The following is a 19,497-nucleotide window of genomic DNA, read 5'->3' as shown; positions in this document are numbered from 1 at the left end:
CATGAGCATCAGCGCCAATTTGATCGGACTGGGGGCCGCCCTCGGCAGCGGCATGCTGATCGGCATCGAGCGCGAGCGGCGCAAGGGCGAGGCTTCCGCGCACGCGCTGGCCGGCGTGCGCAGCTTCGCGCTGGTGGCGCTGTGCGGCGCGCTGGCCCAGACCATCGATCCCGCGCTGACGCTGATGGCGGCGCTGATGGTGGTGGCGCTCAACGTGGTTGGGTACTACCGCGCCAGCGCGCAGGAGTCCGGCATGGTGACGCAGCTGGCCTTGTTCGCCAGCTTCCTGCTGGGCGTGAACGCGGTCGGCCATCCGCAGCTGTCGGCCGGCCTGGCGGTGCTGGTGGCGTCCATGCTCAACCTGCGCGCGCCGCTGCACCACTTCATCCGCGTCACGCTCAAGAGCGGCGAGCTGCGCGACGGCCTGATCCTGGCCGGCGCCGCCCTCGTGATCTGGCCGCTGCTGCCGGACGCGGCCAACAGCTGGCTGCTGGGCGTCAATCCGCGCCGCATGTGGGGGCTGGTAGTGGTGCTGATGGCGTTGCAGGCGGTCGCCCATGTCGCCATGCGCATGGCCGGTCCGCGCATGGGCCTGGCGTTGACGGGGCTGGCCTCGGGCTTTGTTTCCAGCGTTGCCGCCACCGCCGACATGGGGCGGCGCTACCGCCGCGACCCGTCGCTGCTGGGCGCGTGCGCGGCTGCCGCGCTGCTGTCGAACGTGGCCACGTATCTGCTGCTGTTCGTGGTGGTGCTGACCATCGCGCCGGGACAATTGCTGTCGCTGGCGCCGACGCTGGCCTGCGCCTTGCTCGCGACCGCGCTGGTGTCGGCCGCGCTGCTGCGTGCGGCGTCCACGCCGGTGCGTCCGCCCGCGCGCGGCGGCCGGGTGTTCAGCATCCGCCAGGCGGTGCTGTTCGCGCTGATCCTGAGCGGCGCGACAGCGCTGATGGCCTACGCCAACGCCTACCTGGGCACGGCGGCGGCGACGCTGGGCGCGCTGCTGGTCGGGCTGGTGGACCTTCACGCGGCAGCCAGTTCGATCCTGTCGCTGGCCGACAGCGGCGTGCTGACGCCGGCGGCGGCGCGGCACATCCTGCTGTGCGCGCTGGCGGCCAACACGTCGAGCAAACTGGCGGCGGCCGCGGCCGGCGGCGGCCGCTTGTTCCTGCGCCGGGTCGGGTGGGGATTGGTGGCGATACTGCTGGCGGCCAGCCTGCCGTCGCTGCTGGCCAGCTGGTGAGGCACGCCCGGCCTGCGCCGGGCCGCGCGCGACGCGTGTTAGCTGATCACCAGCTTCTTGGCGCCGTTGTTGGGTTTCTTCGGCAATGTCAGCTCCAGCACGCCATCCTGGTATTTGGCTTCAGCCTTGCCGTCGTCGACTTCCTTCTCCAGCGTGAAGCTGCGGTACAGCTGGCCGACATAGCGCTCGCTGCGCACCACGGTCTTGCCTTCCTTCTGTTCGCTCTCGCGCTTGGTCTCGGCGGAGATCGTGACGCGGTTGCCTTCGACATCGACCTTGATGTCTTCCTTCTTCATGCCGGGCAGCTCGGCCTTGACGCTGTAGGCTTGCTCGGTCTCGGCCACGTCGAGCTTGATCAACGGCTTGGCGTCGAAATCGCGCAGCATGTTTTTGAGGCGGAAGTCACGGAAAAAGTCTTCGACGCCGCGCAACGGCTCCAGCCGCGCCAAGTCGCCAAATGGGTCGAACTGCATCAGATTGTTAGCCATGTCATGCTCCTTGTATCAGTGAACGCCGGTGAGGGTTGACCGATGGCGCGCCGGCGAACACGCCATTACCGTCGAGCTACCGAATTACTGTAGCAACCGAGGCTGGCGCTGTCATCACGGCATTTTGATTCAAGTCAAAGGTGCCGCAAATTCGCCGGTCTTTTGACCTGGATCAAGCGGCGGCCTGTGCCGTCACGACATCCGCCGCTACAGTGGCCCACAGCAGTGCGAACCACCAGCCAAGGATAGTCCCCATGCGCCAACTCGTACTCGCGGCGGCACTGACGCTCGCGCTTCCCGCCGCCCACGCGGTCGACGGCTTTGTCTACAGCCAGGCCGACCAGAGCGCGATCGCCGGCGCCATCGTCACCTCCGGCGGCGCCAGCACGCTGACGGACGCGGCCGGGAAGTTTCACCTGCCCGGACCGGGGCCGGAGGTGGCCGTCCGCGCGCCCGGCTACACCCGCCGCCAGGGCGTGCACGCCGACGGCGACGCCCCGCTGCGGCTGGCCCTCACACCCTTCCAGCCCAAGGCCGTGTACCTGTCGGCCTACGGCATCGGCAGCGACGCGCTGCGCGAGGCCGCGCTGCGGCTGGTCGACCAGACCGAGCTGAACGCGCTGGTGATCGATGTCAAGAGCGACCGCGGCATGATCCCCTACGCCAGCACCATCGCCCTTGCCGAGCGCGTCGGCGCGCAGAAGGTGCGCACCGTGCGCGACATGCCGGCGCTGGTCGCGCAGCTGCACCAGAAAAACATCTACCTGATCGCCAGGATCGTGGTGTTCAAGGACGAGCCACTGGCCACCGCACAGCCCGACCTCGCGCTGAAAAACAGCCAGGGCCAAATCTGGCGCGACGGCGAAAACCTGCCGTGGGTCGACCCGATGCGGCACGAGGTGTGGCAGTACAACCTCGACATCGCCGAAGAAGCGGCGCGGCAGGGCTTCGACGAGATCCAGTTCGACTATGTGCGCTTCCCGGACGCGCCCGGCGCGCAGTACGCCCAGCCCAGCACGCAAGCGAGCCGGGTCGACGCCATCAGCGGCTTCCTGGGCGCGGCGCGGCAGCGGCTGGCGCCCTACAACGTGTTCGTGGCCGCCGACATCTTCGGCTACGTGCTGTGGAATACCGACGACACGGCGATCGGCCAGCAGCTCGAACGCCTGGTCCAGCCGCTCGACTACATCTGCCCGATGCTGTATCCGTCCGGTTTCAAATGGGGCATCCCGAACTACCGCAACGCGGTGGCCCATCCGTACGAGATCGTGTACCAGTCCCTGCAGCGCGCCAAGCAGCGCACCGGACTGGGCGGCGCCCGCTTCCGGCCGTGGCTGCAGGACTTCACCGACTACGCCTTCGACCACCGCCCGTTCGGCGCGGCCGAGGTGCAGGCGCAGATCGACGCGGCCGAAGCGGCCCAGTCCAACGGCTGGATGCTGTGGAATCCGCGCAACCGCTACTCGGACGGCGGCCTGCACGAATGAGCCGCGCGCGTCACCCCTGCGGCGACGCCGGATAACCGACCGACTGCGCCGCGATCACCTGCTGGTGCGGCGCCAGTCCCATGACCTCGGCCAGCGCCGGCCGGTCGACCCAGCCGCGCACCACCGTGGCCAGGCCCTCGGCGGCGCAGAACAGGTAGACGTTCTGGCTGATGAAGCCGGTGTCCAGCGCGGCGTAGAACTTCTGCTCGGTCTCCGGCCGCGTGCTGTCGTCCTTCAGGCTGGCCACGTAGATCAGGTTGATCGGAGCCGTGGCGACGAAATCCTGACAACCGGTGGCGGCGCGGATGTCCTCGGCCAGCACCGGCAGCAAGACCAGCTGCCGCGCATCGAAGCGATACAGCCCGGCACGCATCGCCACGTAGATGTCGATCTCCTGCCCGTTGCTGGCCGACGGCGCCGTGCGCAGGCCCAACTGCGGCCGGTTGATGCCAAACGCGGCCCACAGCAGGCGCGACAACGCGTACAGCGGCAGCTCGCCTGGGCTGAACTCGCGGCTGGACTGGCGCCGCAGCAGCACCTTGAACAAGGCCATGCTCAGCGGCGCGAATTCGGCGTCGAGCGCCAGCGCTTCGGGAGCGATCAATTGCAATGGGGTCAGCGGGGTATGGGATGCGGTCATGGTGTTCCATTCAGGTGATTCATTGCGCCCGGCACGGCGTGGCTCATTCCGGGTCCCAGTAAAAATACAGTTCCCGCGCGGCCAGCGGCTGCACGGTGAGCGCCTGTGTCAGTTCCTTGCCGCGCAGGCTGGCGACGATGCGATAACTGCCCGGCGCCAGCTTGAGGTAGCACAAAGGGCCGGGCGACACGAAAGTCGCCGCCACCGCACCGGCGCGGTCGACTATGGTGATCGAGACGTCGGCCCGGAATTCGCCGCTGCCCTTGGTGGCAAAGGTCAACCGCACCGGATAGTCGGCGCGGGCCGCCTGCATGGCCTGCCGCTCGTCCTCGCCGACGCCGCCGCTCAGATAGGCGATGCCGTTCTGCGTCCGCGGCGCCAGCTCGGCCGCCAGCGCGCCGCCTTGCGCGGCCAGCGCCAGGATCAACACTCCGCTTCTCAATGCGTACATGGCAGTTCCTCCGTGAAGAATCTTCACAGTAATCGGAGCCGCGCATAAATGCACCAGGCCCGCCTGACCCAAATCAAAAAACCGTGAATTATTCAGAAGCGGCGTCGCAGCCCAGGCTGGAACATTTTGATCCACATCAAGGACTTTTACTGGTGAGCAGCGCGATGATCACGGTATCCCGCCGACAGCGGCCCGAACCACCAGCCTTAGCGGCAGAAAGCATCTATGTACCAGACCATCCTACTTCCCAGCGACGGCTCCGACTTGTCGAAGGCAGCCGCCACGGCCGCGATTGAACTGGCGCGCAAGCTTGGCGCGAGCCTGGTTGCCATGTCCGTTGCCGAACCGTATCCCTACTCGCCGTATGTCGAGTTCGGCGCCGTGATGGACGTCCAGGTGTTTGCCGACGCCATGCAGGCCGCAGCGCACAAGTGCGTGCAAGAAATCGGCGCCGAGGCGGCCCGCGCGGGCGTGCCTTGCACCACCCACGTCGCCACCTCGCTCAGTCCGTCCGACGAGATCGTCAGGACAGCGCAGGACTACAACTGCGATTTGATTTTCATGGCCACGCACGGACATGGCGGCCTGCAGCGCTTGCTGCTCGGCAGCCAGACACAGCGGGTATTGGCCCATGCGACGGTGCCGGTGCTGGTGTACCGCTGACATTGCGCCAGCGGACGGGAATCAGATTGTGAAAATCTCTTCTATCGTCGTCCCAAACAGCCTGGCAATTGCAAAAGCCAGAGGCAAGCTGGGATCATAGCGTCCGGTTTCTATGGCATTTACGGTCTGTCTTGACACCTCGAGTTGGTCGGCCAGGTGGGCTTGACTCCACCCTCGTTCGGCGCGCAGCTCACGGATGGTGTTGTTCATCGACCCATCCTCCAGTGGCGGAACAGGCCGATAACCAGCCACGACGCCCCCATGATTCCCCACACGGTGAACATGCTCAGGCGTGGATAACCAGCGGCCTCGAGAAAACCGTAGGTGAAGGTGACGCCCACCGTGACGGCAGCCGCGAGGGTGACGGTTTCAAGCATGACGACACGTTGATATTCATCCATCCGGCCAACTTGTCGCGCGACCGCCCAGATCATCAGAAAAAAGCCAATCACCGGGCACGCCAAAGCGGCGGTCTTAAGTGCGCTGGGATCCATCGACGGGCCGTACTTCAGGGACGCCATGAGCAGCAGGATGTAGATCGCGATACTGCCGAACAGCTCACGCACATACTTTCCACTGGCCTTGCGTTCCATCACGGAATATTTCTGGTTTTGTTGAGCGTGCATTGATTTATCTCCTGTAAAGTATGCTTTACATAGTAGGATGGAGAAAATTCGATGTCAAGTAAACTTTACATCCAGCCGCGTTCCTAAGGGACCAGACGTTCATCGCACGCTTGGCTCACGTGGCGGAGCCGGGTAGTGCCTTGGCTAAAGAAATATCGACCGTCGTCAGATCTGGCCAGGTCGCGGTTATTTACCGCCCGACTCCATTGGAGGACGGCTGTCTCGGAATCTATCTCCAGCAAGGAATAGGTCTGAATTTCCACCCAATCAGGCTGCTTCGGCGCGGCGTCCAAAAAGTAAATCAAATGGCTATCCGGAGAGGAGTGGATGACATAATTGCTTCCAAGTTTGCTATATGCTCCATTTCCATCGCCGGCCCAAATTCTGACGACGCCTTTGCAGCTTGCAATCAGCAAATCAGATTGCCCTTCTTCGTGACCGTCATTGGCACGAATCGTTACGGATTTGAGCGTACCCGACCACACTCCATCGGAGAGCGATTGTGGAGTAACGTTATGGCTTGTTGCCGCACAGCCCAAAAGCGCCACTGATAACGATGCGATAAATAGATTTTTCACCAACACTCCGTATATGACACGAGGAAATTCTCTGCATCTGGCCGATGGTAGCTATCCATACCGTCCGCAGCCGCTTAATTTATTCTTTCTTTTTCATCAAACCGGCCAATGAGGCAAACGGATTATGCGTTGCCGGCGCGACCTCGGCCGATTTCAGGCTTAGTCCCCGGTCGACACACCCACGGATACATTTTCAGCGAGCGCTCGCGATAGCCCAACTCGCGCTGGTCGGCCGCGCGCCGCGCGTCGGCCACAATCTTGTCCAGCCGCGCGGCGTCCGGTTTTTTCCCAACGGTCATGCTAATTTCCTTTACTTGCTGTGAGATGTTGGGCGGCAGCGCCCGCCGTCGACTGGTTGAATCTCCAGCCGAATGCACTTGGCCGCTTGCGTTCGTCATCGGGATGAATCGCCCTCTTTCGCCTATGCCGCATCCTGGCCGGCCTTGCTCCGCTTCTTCGCCATGACCGGGCTAAGCGTCTCTTGCCGAGCCAGCATGGCTGCGTACTCCTGTGCCTTGCGTAGCCTGGTCTCAGGCTTGATTGCTGTCTGAACCCTGAACAACACTGCATAACGGTTTTGCGAATTGAGCGTGGCGAAAAATTCGGCCGCCCCGGGGTGGTCAGCGAACGCAGCTTGAAGTTCGGGCGGCACGCTCGCCGCGCTAGCCGATTCGTATGCGGCATCCCATCGACCGTCTTTTTTCGCTCGCTCGATTTCAGCCAAGCCACTCGGCTGCATCTTACCTTCCTCAATATACCTGAGCACTTTCTCGCAGTTGACCTTGGACCACAGGCTGCGTGCGCGGCGCGGTGTCCAGCGCTGCAAATAGTGATGAGCGTCGAGCGAACGCTTCTGGCCGTCAATCCAGCCGAAGCACAGTGCAACTTCCAATGCCTCTTGATAGCTTACACTGGGGACCGGGGCACCTTTTTTGGAGTGCTGCAGCCACACCCCGTCGGAGCCGCCGTGATGGGCGGCAAGCCAATGCGCAAACGCGCCCTGGGATGGAAACAGCATCATCTCAACGTCTACCGCCATTACATCACTCCGATTTTTTTTAGTCAGGCGTCCGTGTCCTGGCCTTGAGTTCCTCGCCGAACTTGGTCTACGGGGCAGCATAGCAGCTTGCCCATATGAAAAAAAACACAAATTGTCACTGCAAACCTATCTCTTCCTGCCGCGAAGCGCAACGGCCTACTCTGAGCAGGAACCGCTGGGTCAAACAACACGGTGTAATCGAATTGGGCAAGTGGTTCTGGCCACCATGCTTGCTCAGCAGCTTCTGGTGGACCCAGATTTGAGATTTCCCCTGTGAGGAGGAGAAAGACCGCGACGTGCGTGGACGTCTACAGATGAGGTAATGGTGCTCCGAGCCGGAATCGAACCGGCACGCCTTGCGGCGGGAGATTTTAAGTCTCCAGTGTCTACCAATTTCACCATCGGAGCGACAGAGCCCGTGATTATGCCACGAACCCGGCGTAACTGCCATACCGGCAACTATCCAATCCAATAACATGGCATCATTGCCAACATCTACGTCACGAGGATAGCTATGACCGTTCTGCGCCGACTGCTCTTCGCATCGCTGTTGATGATGCTTCACTGCTTCGCAACCGCCGCCGACACCCTGCCCAGCCCACAAGCCAGCGCCCCCGCGCAAGCCAGGCTGGTATTCGCCAACCGCACCATCTTCGTGTTCCGCTCCGTGTTGACGGGCTACCCGCCGGAGGAGCGGGCCGATGGCGCGCGCAAACGGCTGGAGGCAACGCTGGCCCGCAATGGTCCGCAGCTACCCAGCACCCGGACAATCGCCGAAGGCACGCAGGTGATGCTTGACGGCGCCCTGCTGTTCCTGGTCACGCCCGCCGACATCAATCCGCTGGCCGGCGACACCACCGACAGCGTCGCCGCCGAAAGCGCGGCGATACTCGGCAAAGCCCTGCTGGAGCGCCGCGAACAAGCCAGCCCGCGCTACCTGCTGATCGCGGCGGCCCTGTGCGCGGCGGCCACGCTGGCATACGGCCTGATACTGCACGGCCTGCGGCTGATGCACCGCTGGGTGGGCAAGCGCTCGACCCAGGCCATCAGCCGCCGCCTCGGCCAGGTGCGCCTCAAGAACGTGCGCATCCTCGACGCCGAACACTACGTGGCCTTCATGCGCCAGTTGGTGAACCTGCTGATCTGGGGCCTGCGCCTGATGGCGACCTATCTGTGGCTGGCCTTCGTGATGGGTAAAATCCCCTACTCGCGCAGCTGGGGCGAACGCCTGCAGGACTACCTGATCGACGTCATCGCCGGCGTCGCGCAAGGCGTCATCGATGCGCTGCCTGGCCTGGTGCTGGTGGCCGTCATCGCCGCCATCGCGCGGCTGGTGATGCTGACCGCCGGCTCGGTGTTCGAGCGCGTGGAAAGCGGTGAACTGCAAATCGCCTGGCTCGATCACGATACCGCCATGCCCACGCGCCGCATCTTCAATGTCGTGATCTGGCTGTTCGCGCTGGCTATGGCCTACCCTTACCTCCCCGGCTCGCACACGGCGGCGTTCCAGGGCGTGTCGGTGCTGGTGGGGTTGATGGTGTCGATCGGCGCGTCGAGCATCGTCGGCCAGGGCGCCAGCGGTTTGATCCTGATGTACGCGCGCTCGCTGCGCAAAGGCGAGTATGTGCGCATTGGCGATGCGGAAGGCACGGTGGTCGAATTGGGCATGTTCGAGACGCGGCTGCGCACCGGCCTCGGTGAGGAAATCACCATGCCCAACGCCTGGGTGCTGTCCAACACCACCAAGAACTACTCGCGCGCGCATGCGGGCACCGGCTTTGTGCTCGACACCACCGTCACCATCGGCTACGACACGCCATGGCGCCAGGTGCATGCGATGCTGGAGCTGGCGGCCGCCAGGACGGAGGATATCGCCGCCACGCCCAAGCCCTACGTGATGCAGATCGGGCTGTCGGACTTCTACGTGGAGTACCGCCTGGTGGCCTACGCCACTGTGGAGACGCCGCGCCGCCGCGCCGAGGTGTTGAACCAGCTGCACCAGTACATCGTCGACGTGTTCAACGAATTCGGGGTGCAGATCACGTCGCCGCATTTCACGCAGGAGCCGGCCACGCCGCATGTGATCCCGAAGGAAAACTGGTCTCCTGCACCGGCGGCGCGGGAGCCGCAGTAAGCTTTAAGCTGGTGGTTTCCGATCGCGCGCCACTGGCGGCAGGCGGTGCTTGAGCATGCCGACTTTCTGTGCGCGGTAGATGCCGGCATGGCCGGAGAACAGATAAGCCACCACGCACGCCAGCGCCGCGTAAGGCCCGATCTCCGGCCCGAACAATTCGATCGCCATGATGGTGGATGCCAGCGGCGTGTTGGCCGCGCCGGCAAACACGGCGACGAAGCCCAGCCCCGCCAGCATCGCGAACGGCAGGTGCAGCAACGGCGCCAGCGCGTTGCCCAGCGTCGCGCCGATGTAGAACAGCGGCGTGACCTCCCCGCCTTTGAAGCCGCTGCCCAGCGAGGCTACCGTGAACAGGAACTTGCCGATGAAATCCGTCGGCGCCAATGGCTGCTGGAACGCTTCGACAATCACAGGGATGCCAAGACCGATGTAGCGCGTGCCGACCATCCACACCGCCAACGCCACCAGCGCGCCGCCGATCAGGGGACGCAGCGGCGCATACGCCACACGGCGCTTCATGAAGGCCGATGCGGCGTGTGTGGATTTCGCGAACAGCATGCCGGTCAGGCCGAACACGATGCCGGCGGCCAGCACGGCGGCCATGCTCCAGAAGCCGATCGCCACCACGCCGCTGATGGCGTAGTGGGTGTGATGCACACCCCAGGCCATGCCCACCTGGTCGGCGGCGATGGCCGCCACCATGCAGGGGAAGATGGCATCGTAGCGCAGGCGGCCGATGGCCAGCACTTCCAGTCCGAAGATGGCGCCGGCCAGCGGCGTGCCGAACACCGAGGCGAAACCGGCGCTGATGCCGGCCATGAGCAGGATGCGGCGTTCGGCGTGGCGCAAGCGGAACACGTGGGTGAGCTGGTCGGCCAGGGTGCCGCCCATTTGCACGGCCGTGCCTTCGCGGCCGACCGACGCGCCAAACAGGTGCGAGATCACGGTGCCGATCAACACCAGCGGCGCCATGCGCAGCGGGACGACTTTCTTGGGGTCGTGGATTTCGTCGATCAGCAGGTTGTTGCCGGCTTCGACGCTGCTGCCCAGTTTCAGGTACACCCAGCCGACCACGAAGCCGGCCAGCGGCAGCAGCCAGATGATCCAGCGGTGGGCTTCGCGCCAGCCGGTGGCGCGGTCGAGCGCGAACAGGAAGAAGGCGGAGGCCGTGCCGCTCAGCAGTGCGATCAGGCCGGCGATGAAGGTCCATTTGCCGATGTACGGCAACAAGGCGATTTGTTCGGGATAGCGGCGTGATTTCATCTGACTTGCATACTAGCAAATTCGCCGGAGGGCGGCAATCAGGCCGCCGGGATTGAACTAGTTCAGCCGAAGCCGGTCTAGCATCTCATCGACTGGAAGGATGGCGCCAAAAGTGGAGACCGATGACATATTAAGCAGGCTGGATAGGCAGGCAAGCCAGATCGCAAGCCTGCGGGAAGATATGGACCGGCACTTTCAGCTGACGAATCAGCGCTTCGCGCAGGTCGACGCACGCTTCGATCAGATCGAACGACGCCTGGACCAGCAAGACGTGGTGCTGAAAGAGCTGCGAACAGAACTCCGCTACGTCACCCGTTGGCTCTTCGGCGCCCAGTGCACCATCATGATATTCCTGCTGGGGCTGGCGGCTAAGGTCATCTTTGTGCCGTGAGCACCGCCTCAGGCCAGCCGCACCAGCGGGTTGGCGATGATGTTGTCGATCTGGCGGATCGCCTCGTCGCAGGCGGCGGCGATGGCCTCGTCCTCGGTGTCGCGCACGAACTGCATGGTGGCGCCTTCGAACACCTCCACCCCGCCCACGCTGGCGCGCTCGATGTCGCAACTGGCGGACCAGCGGCGGTCCGTCGTTTGCAACGCGGTCGGCACGATATCCCAGCCCTTGTAGTGAATCTTGTCCATGATGCTCTCCTCGATAAGTCAGCAGCCTATCACGAAGGCCCCGGCGCGCCGCGCACGGATGCGCGGCGCGCCGGCCCGATCAGTCCTCCTCGTCATCCTGGTGCGCGGTGCGGCCGATCGGCTGCTCCATATTCGCCAGGAACCAGCTCAGCGACGTCATCACCGCCACATGCCGCTTCAATTCCAGCGGGTTGACCTTGTCCAGCGTATCGGCCGGGGTGTGATGGTAGTTGAAGTAGGCCGACGAATCGACCATCGGCTCGAACGCCGGCACGCCCGCGCGCTCCATCGGTCCCGTATCGGCGCCGCCCGCGACATCGCGACGCTCGAACTGGCCGGCGCCGATCGGCGCCAGCGCCTCCTTCAGCGGCGCGAAGTACTTCACCATCGGCGGCGTCACGCTGCCGATGAAGCCAAACGGACGGCCACCGCCGCTGTCGGACTCGATGGCGGCAAACTGTTTATCCAGTTTATCCTTATTCGCCTCGAAATAAGCCTTGCCGCCGCGGGTGCCGTTTTCCTCGTTCATCCACGCGATCATGCGGATGGTGCGGCGCGGATGCAGGTCCAGCTTTTTCAGCGTCTCGATCACACCCATCGCACCGGCCACGCCGGTGCCGTCGTCGTTGGCGCCGGTGGCCAGGTCCCACGAGTCGAGGTGGCCGGAGACCACCACCACCTCATCGGCCTTGTCGGTGCCAGGCCAGTCGGCGATGACGTTGAAGCTGTCGGCGTCCGGCAGCATTTGCGGGGTCAAGGTCAGGTGCATCTTGACCGGGCCGCGCGCCAGCAGGCGGTCCAGCAGCAGCACGTCCTCGGTGGTGATGGCGGCGGCAGGAATGCGCGCGCCGTCAACCAGGCCGGTCACGCCGGTGTGCGGGATGCGGAAGTTGGCGCCGCCGACCGAGCGCACCAGCGCCGCCGCCGCGCCCATCTCCGCCGCCATCTTCGGACCGATGTAGCGGAAGCCCGCGCCTGGACCGTAGGCCGCGCCGGCGTGGCCGCGATCGGCCAGTTCCTGGTCGAAGGCCACGTCCATCAGCACGATGCTGCCTTTCACCTGGGCCGCCTTGGCCTTCAGCTCCGCCAGGCTGCGCACCACCAGCACCGGCGCGGTCAGGCCGGCGGCGGGCGTGGCGCCCGAACCGCCCAGCGCCGTCAGCACGATTTTCTGGGTGATCCCGGCCGGACGGCCGTTGTAGTCGACCAGTTCCGCCGTCTCCACGCCGCGCACCCAATGCGGCACCTTGACCGGCTGCAGCGTGACCTTGGCGCCCAGCTTGCGCATGGCGGCCGCCACCTGCTCCACCGCCGCCGCCGCGCCGGGAGAACCGGACAGGCGCGGGCCAACCAGATCGGTCAGGTCGGCCAGGCGCTCGTAGGCCCAGTCGTTCTTCATCGCGCTGTCGCGGATCTGGGCCAGCGTGGCCGGATCGTTGGCCGGAGCGGCAATGGCGCCGGCGCCCAACAAGGCGCTGGCAAGGACGGTGAGGGACAACGGGGACTTGAAGACGGATTTCATGCGTTTCCTATCGATGGGGGTGTGAATAGCAAAGAACGATCTAAACGATAACCCATCATGGAGTTCTTGTCATCAATGTTGATTTGTTATGGCGCTTGCACTACCATGAACCTTCACCTCCGACGAAAGCGCCGCCTATGCTCAAGGGTTCACTCTGCACCGTGCGCCACCTGCTGACCACCGATCTGAACACCTTCATCGCACTGGTCAACGACCTGCCCTCGCGCGGCGACTACTTCTCCAGCCACTTCAAGTCGCCGGAGACGATGCGAAAGGAGTTCATGCAAAACGGTTTCGTTTCCGACGACAGCGAGCTGTTTGTGATCGAGGATGGACTGCACCACATCGTCGGCGTGATCACCCACTTCAAGAGCCGCACGCCGGTCACGCGCGAAATCGGCTACCGCCTGTTCGACAGCAAACTGTCCGGGCATGGCTACGTGACCGAGGCATGCCGCATGCTGGTCGATTACCTGTTCAAGGTCCACCAGTTCCACCGGCTGGAACTGCTGTCGGCACCGGAAAACGTGGCCTCCATCCGCGTCGCGCAAAAATGCGGTTTCAGCGCCGAAGGCACGCTGCGCCAGAGCTTTTTTATCAACGGCCGGTACCAGGATGTGCAGGTCTTCAGCCTGCTGCGGCCAGAATGGGAGACGCTGCGGGGCTAAGTGGGGGCAAGCGCCAATTGTTACAAGCCATTACCGGATCGGCCGGTTTGTAAGCATGTGTATAAGACGTGGCGTATTTTCTCGCGGGCTTTATAGTGGAGTCACTGGCCGACGTATCATTCCGATCCGGGCCACCGCAAGGGGAAATACCATGTTGAGCAAAAAATTTATGGGTGTAGCGTTACTGGCCGCAGCAGCAGTATCGTCGTCGGCCTACGCAGGCGACCGTGATTTCAACACGGTAGCCGGTGCGGTGGTCGGTGCAGCCATCGGCCACAATGCCGGTGGACGCGATGGCGCCATCGTCGGCGGCCTGGTTGGCGCGGCGGTCGGCAACAGCATCAGCACCAATGACCGCTACTATGACCGCGGCCGCGGCGACCGCTACGTCGAGACCCGTGTGTACACCCAGCCCGCTCCGGTGTACTACGAACCGGCCCCGGTGTATTACGCTCCGCCGCCACGCTACTACGCGCCGCCTCCACGCGTGGTGTATGTGGAACCGGCCCGCCCTTACTACCGCGAATACCGCGAATATCGCGAAGAGCGCTGGGAACGCCACCACCATCACTACGATCGCTGGGAACGTTAAGCGTCCCACGCCCCAACGCCCCGCAAGGGGCTTTTTTTTCGTCTTCCCCCCGCTAGCCCAGCGTAACGGCGCGGGCCGAGGGGAAATCATGACGACAGCAGACGCAATCATCGCTTTGGAACTGGGCCACTACCGGCTGCGCGAGCAGATCGGCGGATCGGCCTACGGCATCATCTGGCGCGCCAGCGGGCCGCCGGCCACGCGCGACGTCGCCCTCAAACTGATCAACCGCGAGCAGATGGCGCGCGCCCTGCCCGCCCAGCGCGAGCGCTGGATCGCCAGCGCAAACAATGAAATCGGCTTCCTGCAATCGCTGGAACCGTGGGACGAGCGCCATATCGTGCGCCTGCTCGACAGCGGCTGGCACGAGGGCTTGCCGGTGCTGGCGCTGGAGCTGATGGCCACGGACCTGGGCAAGCACATGATCGCGCTGAAGGGGCGCGGCCAGGCGCTGGCGCTGCCGCGCATCCTCCACTGGATCGCCCAGATCAACCAGGCACTGGCCAAGGTGCATCAATACGGCTGGCGTTACCTGGACCTTAAACCGGCCAACGTGCTGCTGGACCGGGACCTGGGCACCGTCAAGCTGGCCGATTTCGGCACCAACCGCCAGTTGGGCAGCCTTCAAGTTCACTCGTATGCCGGCACCGCCAACTGGCAGGCGCCGGAACAGTTCTTCCCCGCCGACGGCGGCGGCTACGCCACCGGCCAGCGCAGCGACTATTTTTCGCTCGGCGCCATGTTCTACTTCCTCGTCACCGGCGGGCTGCCGCTGCGCTTTTGCAGCGACTGCGGCCAAGCCTATCGCGAACATCACACGGCTGGCGCCGACCTGCTGCGGCGCATGCACGGTGGCGCGATTCCGGCGGCGCTGCATGCGGAGGAAGAGGCACGCTTCGCCGCCGCGATTCCGGCGCCGGCCCGCGATGCGGCGCTTGAGCTGCTGCGCGCGCTGCTGCATCTGGATCCGGCACAGCGTCCGCGCCATGCGATCCAGATCAGCCGCATGCTGCACGCGATCGAGGGCGTCAAGCCGGCTCGCGGCGTTTTCGACGCCGCAGATCCGGTCCACGGCATGAACCGGCCGACAGCCAACAACAGCTGGCGCACCATCCAGGGGGCATGATGGCGATCTCTCTGCGTCTTCCGTTTTCCACGAAGCCGGCTGCGCGCCGGCCCGCGTTCGACCGGCCCCGCCTCGGCGATATTCCTGCGGCCATTGCCCGCGCCGCCGCGGTCAATGGCGCCCTCGCCGTCACATTGGCCTTGCTGGCCGGGCTGTGCGCCTTGCAGGCGCTGGCCCTGTTACGGGCCCCGGCGGCCTGGCTGCCGGCCGCCATCAACGTCAAACTGGCACCGGGTGAAGCCGTCGCGCTGGGGCGGCACGAATTGGCGGCGCCGCAGGCCGATCGCGATCACCTGTCCCTGCGCCGCGATGCGCAAGATGGCTGGACAGTTCGTAACCTGAGCATGACCCGCCAAGTAGTCCTGTTGCGCGACGGCGGCGATCAACGGTTGGGCAGCACGCCGCTGGCTGGCGGTCAACGCTTCCAGATCGATGGCGCACTGTTCGATGTGCGCGCCGCCGATTCCGGCAACATCGCCTTCGCGCGCGACGGCCATGAATGGCGCTACGACGGCGCGGTGCTGTATCGCGATGGCCATCAGCAGGCCAACTGCCCCGAGTCGCATCTGGCGTCCAAGGTGCTGTCGCTGTGGAACCGCGCCATGCCCGGCGTGCTGACGATATCGCGTCCGCTGTCCTTCGGCGGCAATCTGCATTGCGACAATCGGCTCGGACTGGCGCAGGTAACGCCTGGCGCGGCGCTTATCGCCCGGGGCAACGGCGGACTGCAACTCACGGCCGGCAATCCGGACGGCGACCGCGCGGCCGTATTGGTGCACGGCGCCGGTTCGCAGGTCGACTTGCGCAAGCAGGAGGCATCGCTGGCCGGTGTGAAAGCGATTGTGGTCGGCCATACGCGCTTCCAGCTGGAGACGGATGGCGGCCAGCTCACGCTGCACCCGAGCCGCCACGTCAGCCTGTTCAACGCACCTGACCTGAAACTGCCCGAGCACGTAAGCTGGCAATGGCAGCGGCGCGCGCTGTGGAGCGGTGGGCAGTCCAGCGCCATCTGGACCGGCATCGCGATAAGCCTCGCATGCATGGCGGCGGCCCTCGCGCTGGCGGCACGCAGGCCGCGCGGCGCCGGAGGTAACCTCGGCGGCGCTGTCCGGGCTGCGCGCATCGGCGGTTTTGGGGAGGTGAGCATGCTGCTGGCCGCCGGCGGCGTACTGGTTTGCGGCGTAGTCGCGCTGGTTTCGCAGCGTGTGGGGTACGCGCCAAGCGCCGCGTGTTCGATGGCGTTGGCCGCCTGTGCGCTGGTGCTGTGGCTCGCGCTGCCAGGCCGGCTCACGCTGGTGACCGCCGCCGGTGTGGTGCTGCTGGCCGCCGGCCTGCTGTCGCAGCTGGAGCTGGGCCTGGGCGCGCCCGAATCGTCGTGGCTGCGCTACTACCAGAAAAGCGCCGCCATGCTGGCGGTGGGCGCCGGCCTTGGCGGTCTGCTGCGCCTGTGGACACAACACCAGGCCGCGCGTGGCGCGCATCTTCAGCAACGCAGCATCGAATGGCTGCTCGCCCTGTTCGCCGCCGTGGCATTGGCCGCGCTGGCCGCGCAAGTGCTGTGGGGCGACGAGCAGGGCGTCTTCGATCTGCAACCGGTGGAATTGGCCAAGCTCGCCCTTACCGCCCTCACGGCCCACTGCCTGGCGCTGCGCTTCAACTGGCACGCCGGCCCGCACACGCTGTCCGAACACGGCGCCCGCTGGCTGCAACTGATCGCCCCCGCGCTGCTGTTCCTTGCCCTGCTGGGCCTCTCGCTGGTGCAGGTCGACGACTTCTCGCCGCTGATCCTGCTGCTCATCTGGAGCACCATCGTGGCCTTCTCCTACGCCCTCGCCGCGCGCAACCGCAAGCTGGCCGGCGCGCTGATCGCCACGGCGCTGACGGCCGCCGGCGCCATCGTCTACCTGCGCTGCACCGGCACGGATGACCTGATACGCTGGGGCTTCTACGCCGACCGCTTCCTGGTCTGGCTCAATCCCGCCGAGCATCCGCACACAGGCCAACAGCTGCTGCTGGGCGCACGCGCCATCGCCGACGGTGGCTGGATGGGCGCCGACCACTGGCTCGGCCTGCGCTCGCTCGGCATGGCGGCTGGCGGCGCGGTGCAGATCCCCGCCGTGCAGGACGATTTCGCCGCCTCGTTCTTCCTCAACCGCCACGGCCTGGCCGGCGGCCTGCTGCTGTGGGCAGCGCAAGCCGCCTTCCTGGCCGGCCTCGCCCTCACCGCCGCCCGCGCCTACCAGGCCGGCGCCTCGGCGCGCGACTTCCGCCATGCCTGGTCCGGCCGCTTCCGCTACTTCGCGTTGTGCGGCGGCGGCGCCTTCGTGCTGGGCCACTTCCTGCTGTCGTGGGGCACCAACCTGGCCATTTTCCCCATCATGGGCCAGCCCATGAGCTTCCTCTCGGCCGGCGGCAGCCACCTGCTGTTTTTCCTCTGCCCCCTGCTAGCGTTCAGTGCCATCAGCGCGCAATCATCAGAAGGAGAATGAATCATGCCGATCTATGTACAACACCAAGTCCTGGGCCGCATTCCCGACGTGTTCAACGCCGAGGCGATCTGGCAGGCGCCCGGCCTGGCGCTGTTCTCGCGCCGCCCGCTGCTGCGCGACCTGCTGGAGCGCAGCCCGCGCGAACACAAGGGCCGCGCCGCCACGCGCTGCTTCTCCCACGTGACGCTGATGCTGCCGCAGGAAGAAGTCGACGACGACTACCACCTGACCCGTGGCGCCCGCGCGCGCGACCTGGCGCAGACGCTGACGGCGCTGCACCAGAAGGACTTCGGCGACCTGCTGGGCGGCGACCAGGTACGGTACGACGTGATCGGCACATCGTCGCTGGCGCCGGGCGAGATCGAAGTCAAGTTCGGCCACGCCGTGTACCTGCCGGCGCCGGACGAGAAAATCCTCTACAACGTCAGCGTGTCGCGCGACAGCGCGATCTGGCACCCGGTCTGCCCGATCTACCCCAACCAGCGCCTGGCGCTGATCGGCGGCGAAGGCGGAGAGGCGAGCTTCATCGCCAGCGGCTGGCCGTTCGGCCCGGACGGCGCCATCCTCGTCATCAACGACGGCCCGGATGCGGCGCCCGTCGTGCAGATGCGTCCCAAGGATGCCTACGACTGCCGCTTCGATCCGCGCAGCGGCTACTACACCATCAAGTCTACCCGCGAAACGCCGGGCGGCAGCCCGCGCCTGATGCTCAAGATCGCGCGCACCGCCACGGCGGCACGCCCGCAGGCGCCTGCGGCCGTCGACAGCATCAGCATCGCCCCGGCCGGCACCGGCAAGCCGGCGGTATGGCAAAGCCGCGCCCACAACGGCGCGGCGCCAGACATGACGGCGATCCCGGTCAGCCACAAGCCGGCCAACAACGCCGGTGAAAGCGACGCCACCTACGCGCCGGTGTCGCAACAGCGCGTCAGCCTGGTGGCGCTGGCCATGCCGCGCCTGAGCCGCTACCGCGACACCGGCGCGCAAGCGATGGAGCTGCCGTTCAACCGCGCGCTGGCCCTGTCGAGCGACGGCAAGCCGGCAATCAGCTTCGTCGTCGACGCTTCCGACGAGCTGTATGCCTGTACCGCAGAAGGCCGCCAGCGCATCACCGCACCGGCCACCTTCACGCCGGTCGATACGCAGGCCATCCGCGTGCTGGCCGCCGCGCCGCAGATGGACGACCGCTACCGCGCCCTGATCTGCCTGGCGCAGCCGGTCGGCGCCTCGGTGGCGAGCGGCGCGCGCTTCAGCTTCGGCCGCAATTCGCCGATGCTGGCGGCACTGCGCCTGCTCGATTCGCCGCGCTTCCTCAAGCGCGCCGGCGGCGCCAACACCGCCAGCGCCGACCGCATCGGCCTCTCGCGCGAAGCCTTCAGTTTCGAGGCGGCGGCGCAGGGCTACAAGATCGGCCGCCTGAGCGCCTCGCAGGCCCTGTACCACCTGGATGAGAAGATGGAATTCGTCGCCAGCATCGGCGACGCCGACACCGACGCGCCCTATCTTCTGCCGACCGGCCATCACCTGGTGGCGGGCCATTACGTGCTGCGCTTCGACGCCTGAGCACACAGGGAGCCTGCATGGAAACGGCAAAACTCTACTCGGCGGGCGCCTACGCGGCGGGGCTGGTGATCACCCTGTTCCTGGCCGCCTACCTGACGCCGCGCCAGTGGTGGCGCCGTCCGAACGCGCGCGCGCTGCTCATCATGGTGGCCGGCGCATGGGGCTTCGGCAGCCTGATACTGTACGCCGCGCACGGCCGGCAAAGCGAAAGCGGCACCGCCGCCGTCACGCCGGACCGCAGCGCCGAAGCGCGCGCGATCACAGCGGCGGCCGCGGCACGGGAGGCTGC

General features: G+C 65.6%; 21 protein-coding genes, 1 tRNA gene and 1 pseudogene. 11 read left to right on the top strand and 12 right to left on the bottom strand.

The window, feature by feature from the left end; all coding sequences use genetic code 11:
- Position 1 precedes the first annotated feature (1 nt).
- Complete coding sequence (locus GTP90_RS27325; RefSeq protein WP_161086464.1) at positions 2–1,240, top strand: MgtC/SapB family protein; 1,239 nt, start codon at positions 2–4, stop codon at positions 1,238–1,240.
- A 38-nt stretch (positions 1,241–1,278) separates the two neighbouring features.
- On the opposite strand, the gene GTP90_RS27320 is transcribed toward GTP90_RS27325, so the two are convergent.
- Positions 1,279–1,728 (bottom strand): Hsp20/alpha crystallin family protein, encoded by a 450-nt coding sequence (locus GTP90_RS27320; RefSeq protein WP_175001376.1) that lies wholly within the window; start codon positions 1,726–1,728, stop codon positions 1,279–1,281.
- 254 nt (positions 1,729–1,982) lie between these two features.
- Here GTP90_RS27320 and GTP90_RS27315 point away from each other — a divergent pair, with 254 nt between their 5' ends.
- Positions 1,983–3,215 (top strand): putative glycoside hydrolase, encoded by a 1,233-nt coding sequence (locus GTP90_RS27315; RefSeq protein WP_161086463.1) that lies wholly within the window; start codon positions 1,983–1,985, stop codon positions 3,213–3,215.
- 10 nt (positions 3,216–3,225) lie between these two features.
- On the opposite strand, the gene GTP90_RS27310 is transcribed toward GTP90_RS27315, so the two are convergent.
- Positions 3,226–3,855 (bottom strand): SagB/ThcOx family dehydrogenase, encoded by a 630-nt coding sequence (locus GTP90_RS27310; RefSeq protein WP_161086462.1) that lies wholly within the window; start codon positions 3,853–3,855, stop codon positions 3,226–3,228.
- A gap of 43 nt (positions 3,856–3,898) precedes the next feature.
- On the bottom strand, positions 3,899–4,306 hold the full coding sequence (locus GTP90_RS27305; RefSeq protein ID WP_161086461.1) for a carboxypeptidase regulatory-like domain-containing protein: 408 nt from the start codon (positions 4,304–4,306) through the stop codon (positions 3,899–3,901).
- Between the two features lie 225 nt (positions 4,307–4,531).
- Here GTP90_RS27305 and GTP90_RS27300 point away from each other — a divergent pair, with 225 nt between their 5' ends.
- On the top strand, positions 4,532–4,969 hold the full coding sequence (locus GTP90_RS27300; protein WP_161086460.1) for a universal stress protein: 438 nt from the start codon (positions 4,532–4,534) through the stop codon (positions 4,967–4,969).
- A 21-nt stretch (positions 4,970–4,990) separates the two neighbouring features.
- Here the strand turns inward: GTP90_RS27300 and GTP90_RS27295 are convergent, their stop codons facing one another.
- The 6 genes from GTP90_RS27295 to GTP90_RS27270 form a co-directional block, all read right to left on the bottom strand.
- Positions 4,991–5,179 (bottom strand): helix-turn-helix transcriptional regulator, encoded by a 189-nt coding sequence (locus tag GTP90_RS27295; RefSeq protein ID WP_161086459.1) that lies wholly within the window; start codon positions 5,177–5,179, stop codon positions 4,991–4,993.
- Complete coding sequence (locus tag GTP90_RS27290; protein ID WP_161086458.1) at positions 5,176–5,595, bottom strand: hypothetical protein; 420 nt, start codon at positions 5,593–5,595, stop codon at positions 5,176–5,178. The genes GTP90_RS27295 and GTP90_RS27290 overlap by 4 nt, the downstream gene beginning before the upstream one ends.
- 83 nt (positions 5,596–5,678) lie before the next feature.
- A complete protein-coding gene (locus tag GTP90_RS27285; RefSeq protein WP_161086457.1) occupies positions 5,679–6,173 on the bottom strand; it encodes a hypothetical protein in 495 nt (164 codons plus the stop codon).
- 122 nt (positions 6,174–6,295) lie between these two features.
- On the bottom strand, positions 6,296–6,472 hold the full coding sequence (locus tag GTP90_RS27280) for an HNH endonuclease family protein (RefSeq protein WP_254452073.1): 177 nt from the start codon (positions 6,470–6,472) through the stop codon (positions 6,296–6,298).
- Positions 6,473–6,594: 122 nt separating this feature from the next.
- A complete protein-coding gene (locus tag GTP90_RS27275) occupies positions 6,595–7,212 on the bottom strand; it encodes a YdeI/OmpD-associated family protein (protein ID WP_161086456.1) in 618 nt (205 codons plus the stop codon).
- A gap of 323 nt (positions 7,213–7,535) precedes the next feature.
- Positions 7,536–7,620, bottom strand: a tRNA-Leu gene (locus GTP90_RS27270).
- A 106-nt stretch (positions 7,621–7,726) separates the two neighbouring features.
- Here GTP90_RS27270 and GTP90_RS27265 point away from each other — a divergent pair.
- Positions 7,727–9,346, top strand: coding sequence for a mechanosensitive ion channel family protein (locus GTP90_RS27265; protein ID WP_161086455.1), 1,620 nt, complete (start codon positions 7,727–7,729; stop codon positions 9,344–9,346).
- Positions 9,347–9,349: 3 nt separating this feature from the next.
- Here the strand turns inward: GTP90_RS27265 and GTP90_RS27260 are convergent, their stop codons facing one another.
- A complete protein-coding gene (locus GTP90_RS27260; protein WP_161086454.1) occupies positions 9,350–10,609 on the bottom strand; it encodes a voltage-gated chloride channel family protein in 1,260 nt (419 codons plus the stop codon).
- Between the two features lie 112 nt (positions 10,610–10,721).
- Here GTP90_RS27260 and GTP90_RS27255 point away from each other — a divergent pair, with 112 nt between their 5' ends.
- The gene (locus GTP90_RS27255) at positions 10,722–11,000 is read left to right on the top strand and encodes a hypothetical protein (RefSeq protein WP_161086453.1); all 279 of its coding nucleotides are present in this window, start codon (positions 10,722–10,724) and stop codon (positions 10,998–11,000) included.
- A gap of 8 nt (positions 11,001–11,008) precedes the next feature.
- Here GTP90_RS27255 and GTP90_RS27250 read toward each other — a convergent pair whose 3' ends face one another.
- The gene (locus GTP90_RS27250; RefSeq protein WP_117010158.1) at positions 11,009–11,248 is read right to left on the bottom strand and encodes a hypothetical protein; all 240 of its coding nucleotides are present in this window, start codon (positions 11,246–11,248) and stop codon (positions 11,009–11,011) included.
- A 79-nt stretch (positions 11,249–11,327) separates the two neighbouring features.
- The gene (locus GTP90_RS27245; protein WP_161086452.1) at positions 11,328–12,770 is read right to left on the bottom strand and encodes a M20/M25/M40 family metallo-hydrolase; all 1,443 of its coding nucleotides are present in this window, start codon (positions 12,768–12,770) and stop codon (positions 11,328–11,330) included.
- A gap of 137 nt (positions 12,771–12,907) precedes the next feature.
- Here GTP90_RS27245 and GTP90_RS27240 point away from each other — a divergent pair, with 137 nt between their 5' ends.
- The 6 genes and pseudogenes from GTP90_RS27240 to GTP90_RS27215 form a co-directional block, all read left to right on the top strand.
- Entirely contained in the window at positions 12,908–13,438 is a 531-nt protein-coding gene (locus GTP90_RS27240) for a GNAT family N-acetyltransferase (RefSeq protein ID WP_161086451.1), read from the top strand.
- A gap of 169 nt (positions 13,439–13,607) precedes the next feature.
- Positions 13,608–14,030, top strand: coding sequence for a glycine zipper 2TM domain-containing protein (locus GTP90_RS27235; RefSeq protein ID WP_371875136.1), 423 nt, complete (start codon positions 13,608–13,610; stop codon positions 14,028–14,030).
- Between the two features lie 88 nt (positions 14,031–14,118).
- The gene (locus tag GTP90_RS27230; protein ID WP_161086449.1) at positions 14,119–15,156 is read left to right on the top strand and encodes a serine/threonine-protein kinase; all 1,038 of its coding nucleotides are present in this window, start codon (positions 14,119–14,121) and stop codon (positions 15,154–15,156) included.
- Positions 15,153–17,645 (top strand): FtsW/RodA/SpoVE family cell cycle protein, encoded by a 2,493-nt coding sequence (locus GTP90_RS27225; protein ID WP_161086448.1) that lies wholly within the window; start codon positions 15,153–15,155, stop codon positions 17,643–17,645. Before GTP90_RS27230 ends, GTP90_RS27225 begins: the two co-directional genes overlap by 4 nt.
- A 3-nt stretch (positions 17,646–17,648) precedes the next feature.
- The gene (locus tag GTP90_RS27220) at positions 17,649–19,208 is read left to right on the top strand and encodes a hypothetical protein (RefSeq protein WP_161086447.1); all 1,560 of its coding nucleotides are present in this window, start codon (positions 17,649–17,651) and stop codon (positions 19,206–19,208) included.
- A gap of 17 nt (positions 19,209–19,225) precedes the next feature.
- Positions 19,226–19,497 (top strand): annotated as a pseudogene (locus tag GTP90_RS27215) (SH3 domain-containing protein); the annotation flags it as partial.

The organism is Duganella vulcania, assembly GCF_009857655.1.
Lineage (GTDB): Bacteria > Pseudomonadota > Gammaproteobacteria > Burkholderiales > Burkholderiaceae_D > Rugamonas > Rugamonas vulcania.
This window is presented reverse-complemented; position numbering and strand designations above follow the sequence as displayed.

What these genes read in the sequence shown, in the direction of transcription:
- GTP90_RS27305 (WP_161086461.1), bottom strand. Translation starts at nt 4,306, where the DNA reads ATGTACGCATTGAGAAGCGGAGTGTTGATCCTGGCGCTGGCCGCGCAA.
- GTP90_RS27260 (WP_161086454.1), bottom strand. Translation starts at nt 10,609, where the DNA reads ATGAAATCACGCCGCTATCCCGAACAAATCGCCTTGTTGCCGTACATC.
- GTP90_RS27275 (WP_161086456.1), bottom strand. Translation starts at nt 7,212, where the DNA reads ATGGCGGTAGACGTTGAGATGATGCTGTTTCCATCCCAGGGCGCGTTT.
- GTP90_RS27230 (WP_161086449.1), top strand. Translation starts at nt 14,119, where the DNA reads ATGACGACAGCAGACGCAATCATCGCTTTGGAACTGGGCCACTACCGG.
- GTP90_RS27240 (WP_161086451.1), top strand. Translation starts at nt 12,908, where the DNA reads ATGCTCAAGGGTTCACTCTGCACCGTGCGCCACCTGCTGACCACCGAT.
- GTP90_RS27245 (WP_161086452.1), bottom strand. Translation starts at nt 12,770, where the DNA reads ATGAAATCCGTCTTCAAGTCCCCGTTGTCCCTCACCGTCCTTGCCAGC.
- GTP90_RS27325 (WP_161086464.1), top strand. Translation starts at nt 2, where the DNA reads ATGAGCATCAGCGCCAATTTGATCGGACTGGGGGCCGCCCTCGGCAGC.
- GTP90_RS27320 (WP_175001376.1), bottom strand. Translation starts at nt 1,728, where the DNA reads ATGGCTAACAATCTGATGCAGTTCGACCCATTTGGCGACTTGGCGCGG.
- GTP90_RS27280 (WP_254452073.1), bottom strand. Translation starts at nt 6,472, where the DNA reads ATGACCGTTGGGAAAAAACCGGACGCCGCGCGGCTGGACAAGATTGTG.
- GTP90_RS27225 (WP_161086448.1), top strand. Translation starts at nt 15,153, where the DNA reads ATGATGGCGATCTCTCTGCGTCTTCCGTTTTCCACGAAGCCGGCTGCG.
- GTP90_RS27290 (WP_161086458.1), bottom strand. Translation starts at nt 5,595, where the DNA reads ATGCACGCTCAACAAAACCAGAAATATTCCGTGATGGAACGCAAGGCC.
- GTP90_RS27250 (WP_117010158.1), bottom strand. Translation starts at nt 11,248, where the DNA reads ATGGACAAGATTCACTACAAGGGCTGGGATATCGTGCCGACCGCGTTG.
- GTP90_RS27315 (WP_161086463.1), top strand. Translation starts at nt 1,983, where the DNA reads ATGCGCCAACTCGTACTCGCGGCGGCACTGACGCTCGCGCTTCCCGCC.
- GTP90_RS27235 (WP_371875136.1), top strand. Translation starts at nt 13,608, where the DNA reads ATGGGTGTAGCGTTACTGGCCGCAGCAGCAGTATCGTCGTCGGCCTAC.
- GTP90_RS27310 (WP_161086462.1), bottom strand. Translation starts at nt 3,855, where the DNA reads ATGACCGCATCCCATACCCCGCTGACCCCATTGCAATTGATCGCTCCC.
- GTP90_RS27300 (WP_161086460.1), top strand. Translation starts at nt 4,532, where the DNA reads ATGTACCAGACCATCCTACTTCCCAGCGACGGCTCCGACTTGTCGAAG.
- GTP90_RS27220 (WP_161086447.1), top strand. Translation starts at nt 17,649, where the DNA reads ATGCCGATCTATGTACAACACCAAGTCCTGGGCCGCATTCCCGACGTG.
- GTP90_RS27295 (WP_161086459.1), bottom strand. Translation starts at nt 5,179, where the DNA reads ATGAACAACACCATCCGTGAGCTGCGCGCCGAACGAGGGTGGAGTCAA.
- GTP90_RS27265 (WP_161086455.1), top strand. Translation starts at nt 7,727, where the DNA reads ATGACCGTTCTGCGCCGACTGCTCTTCGCATCGCTGTTGATGATGCTT.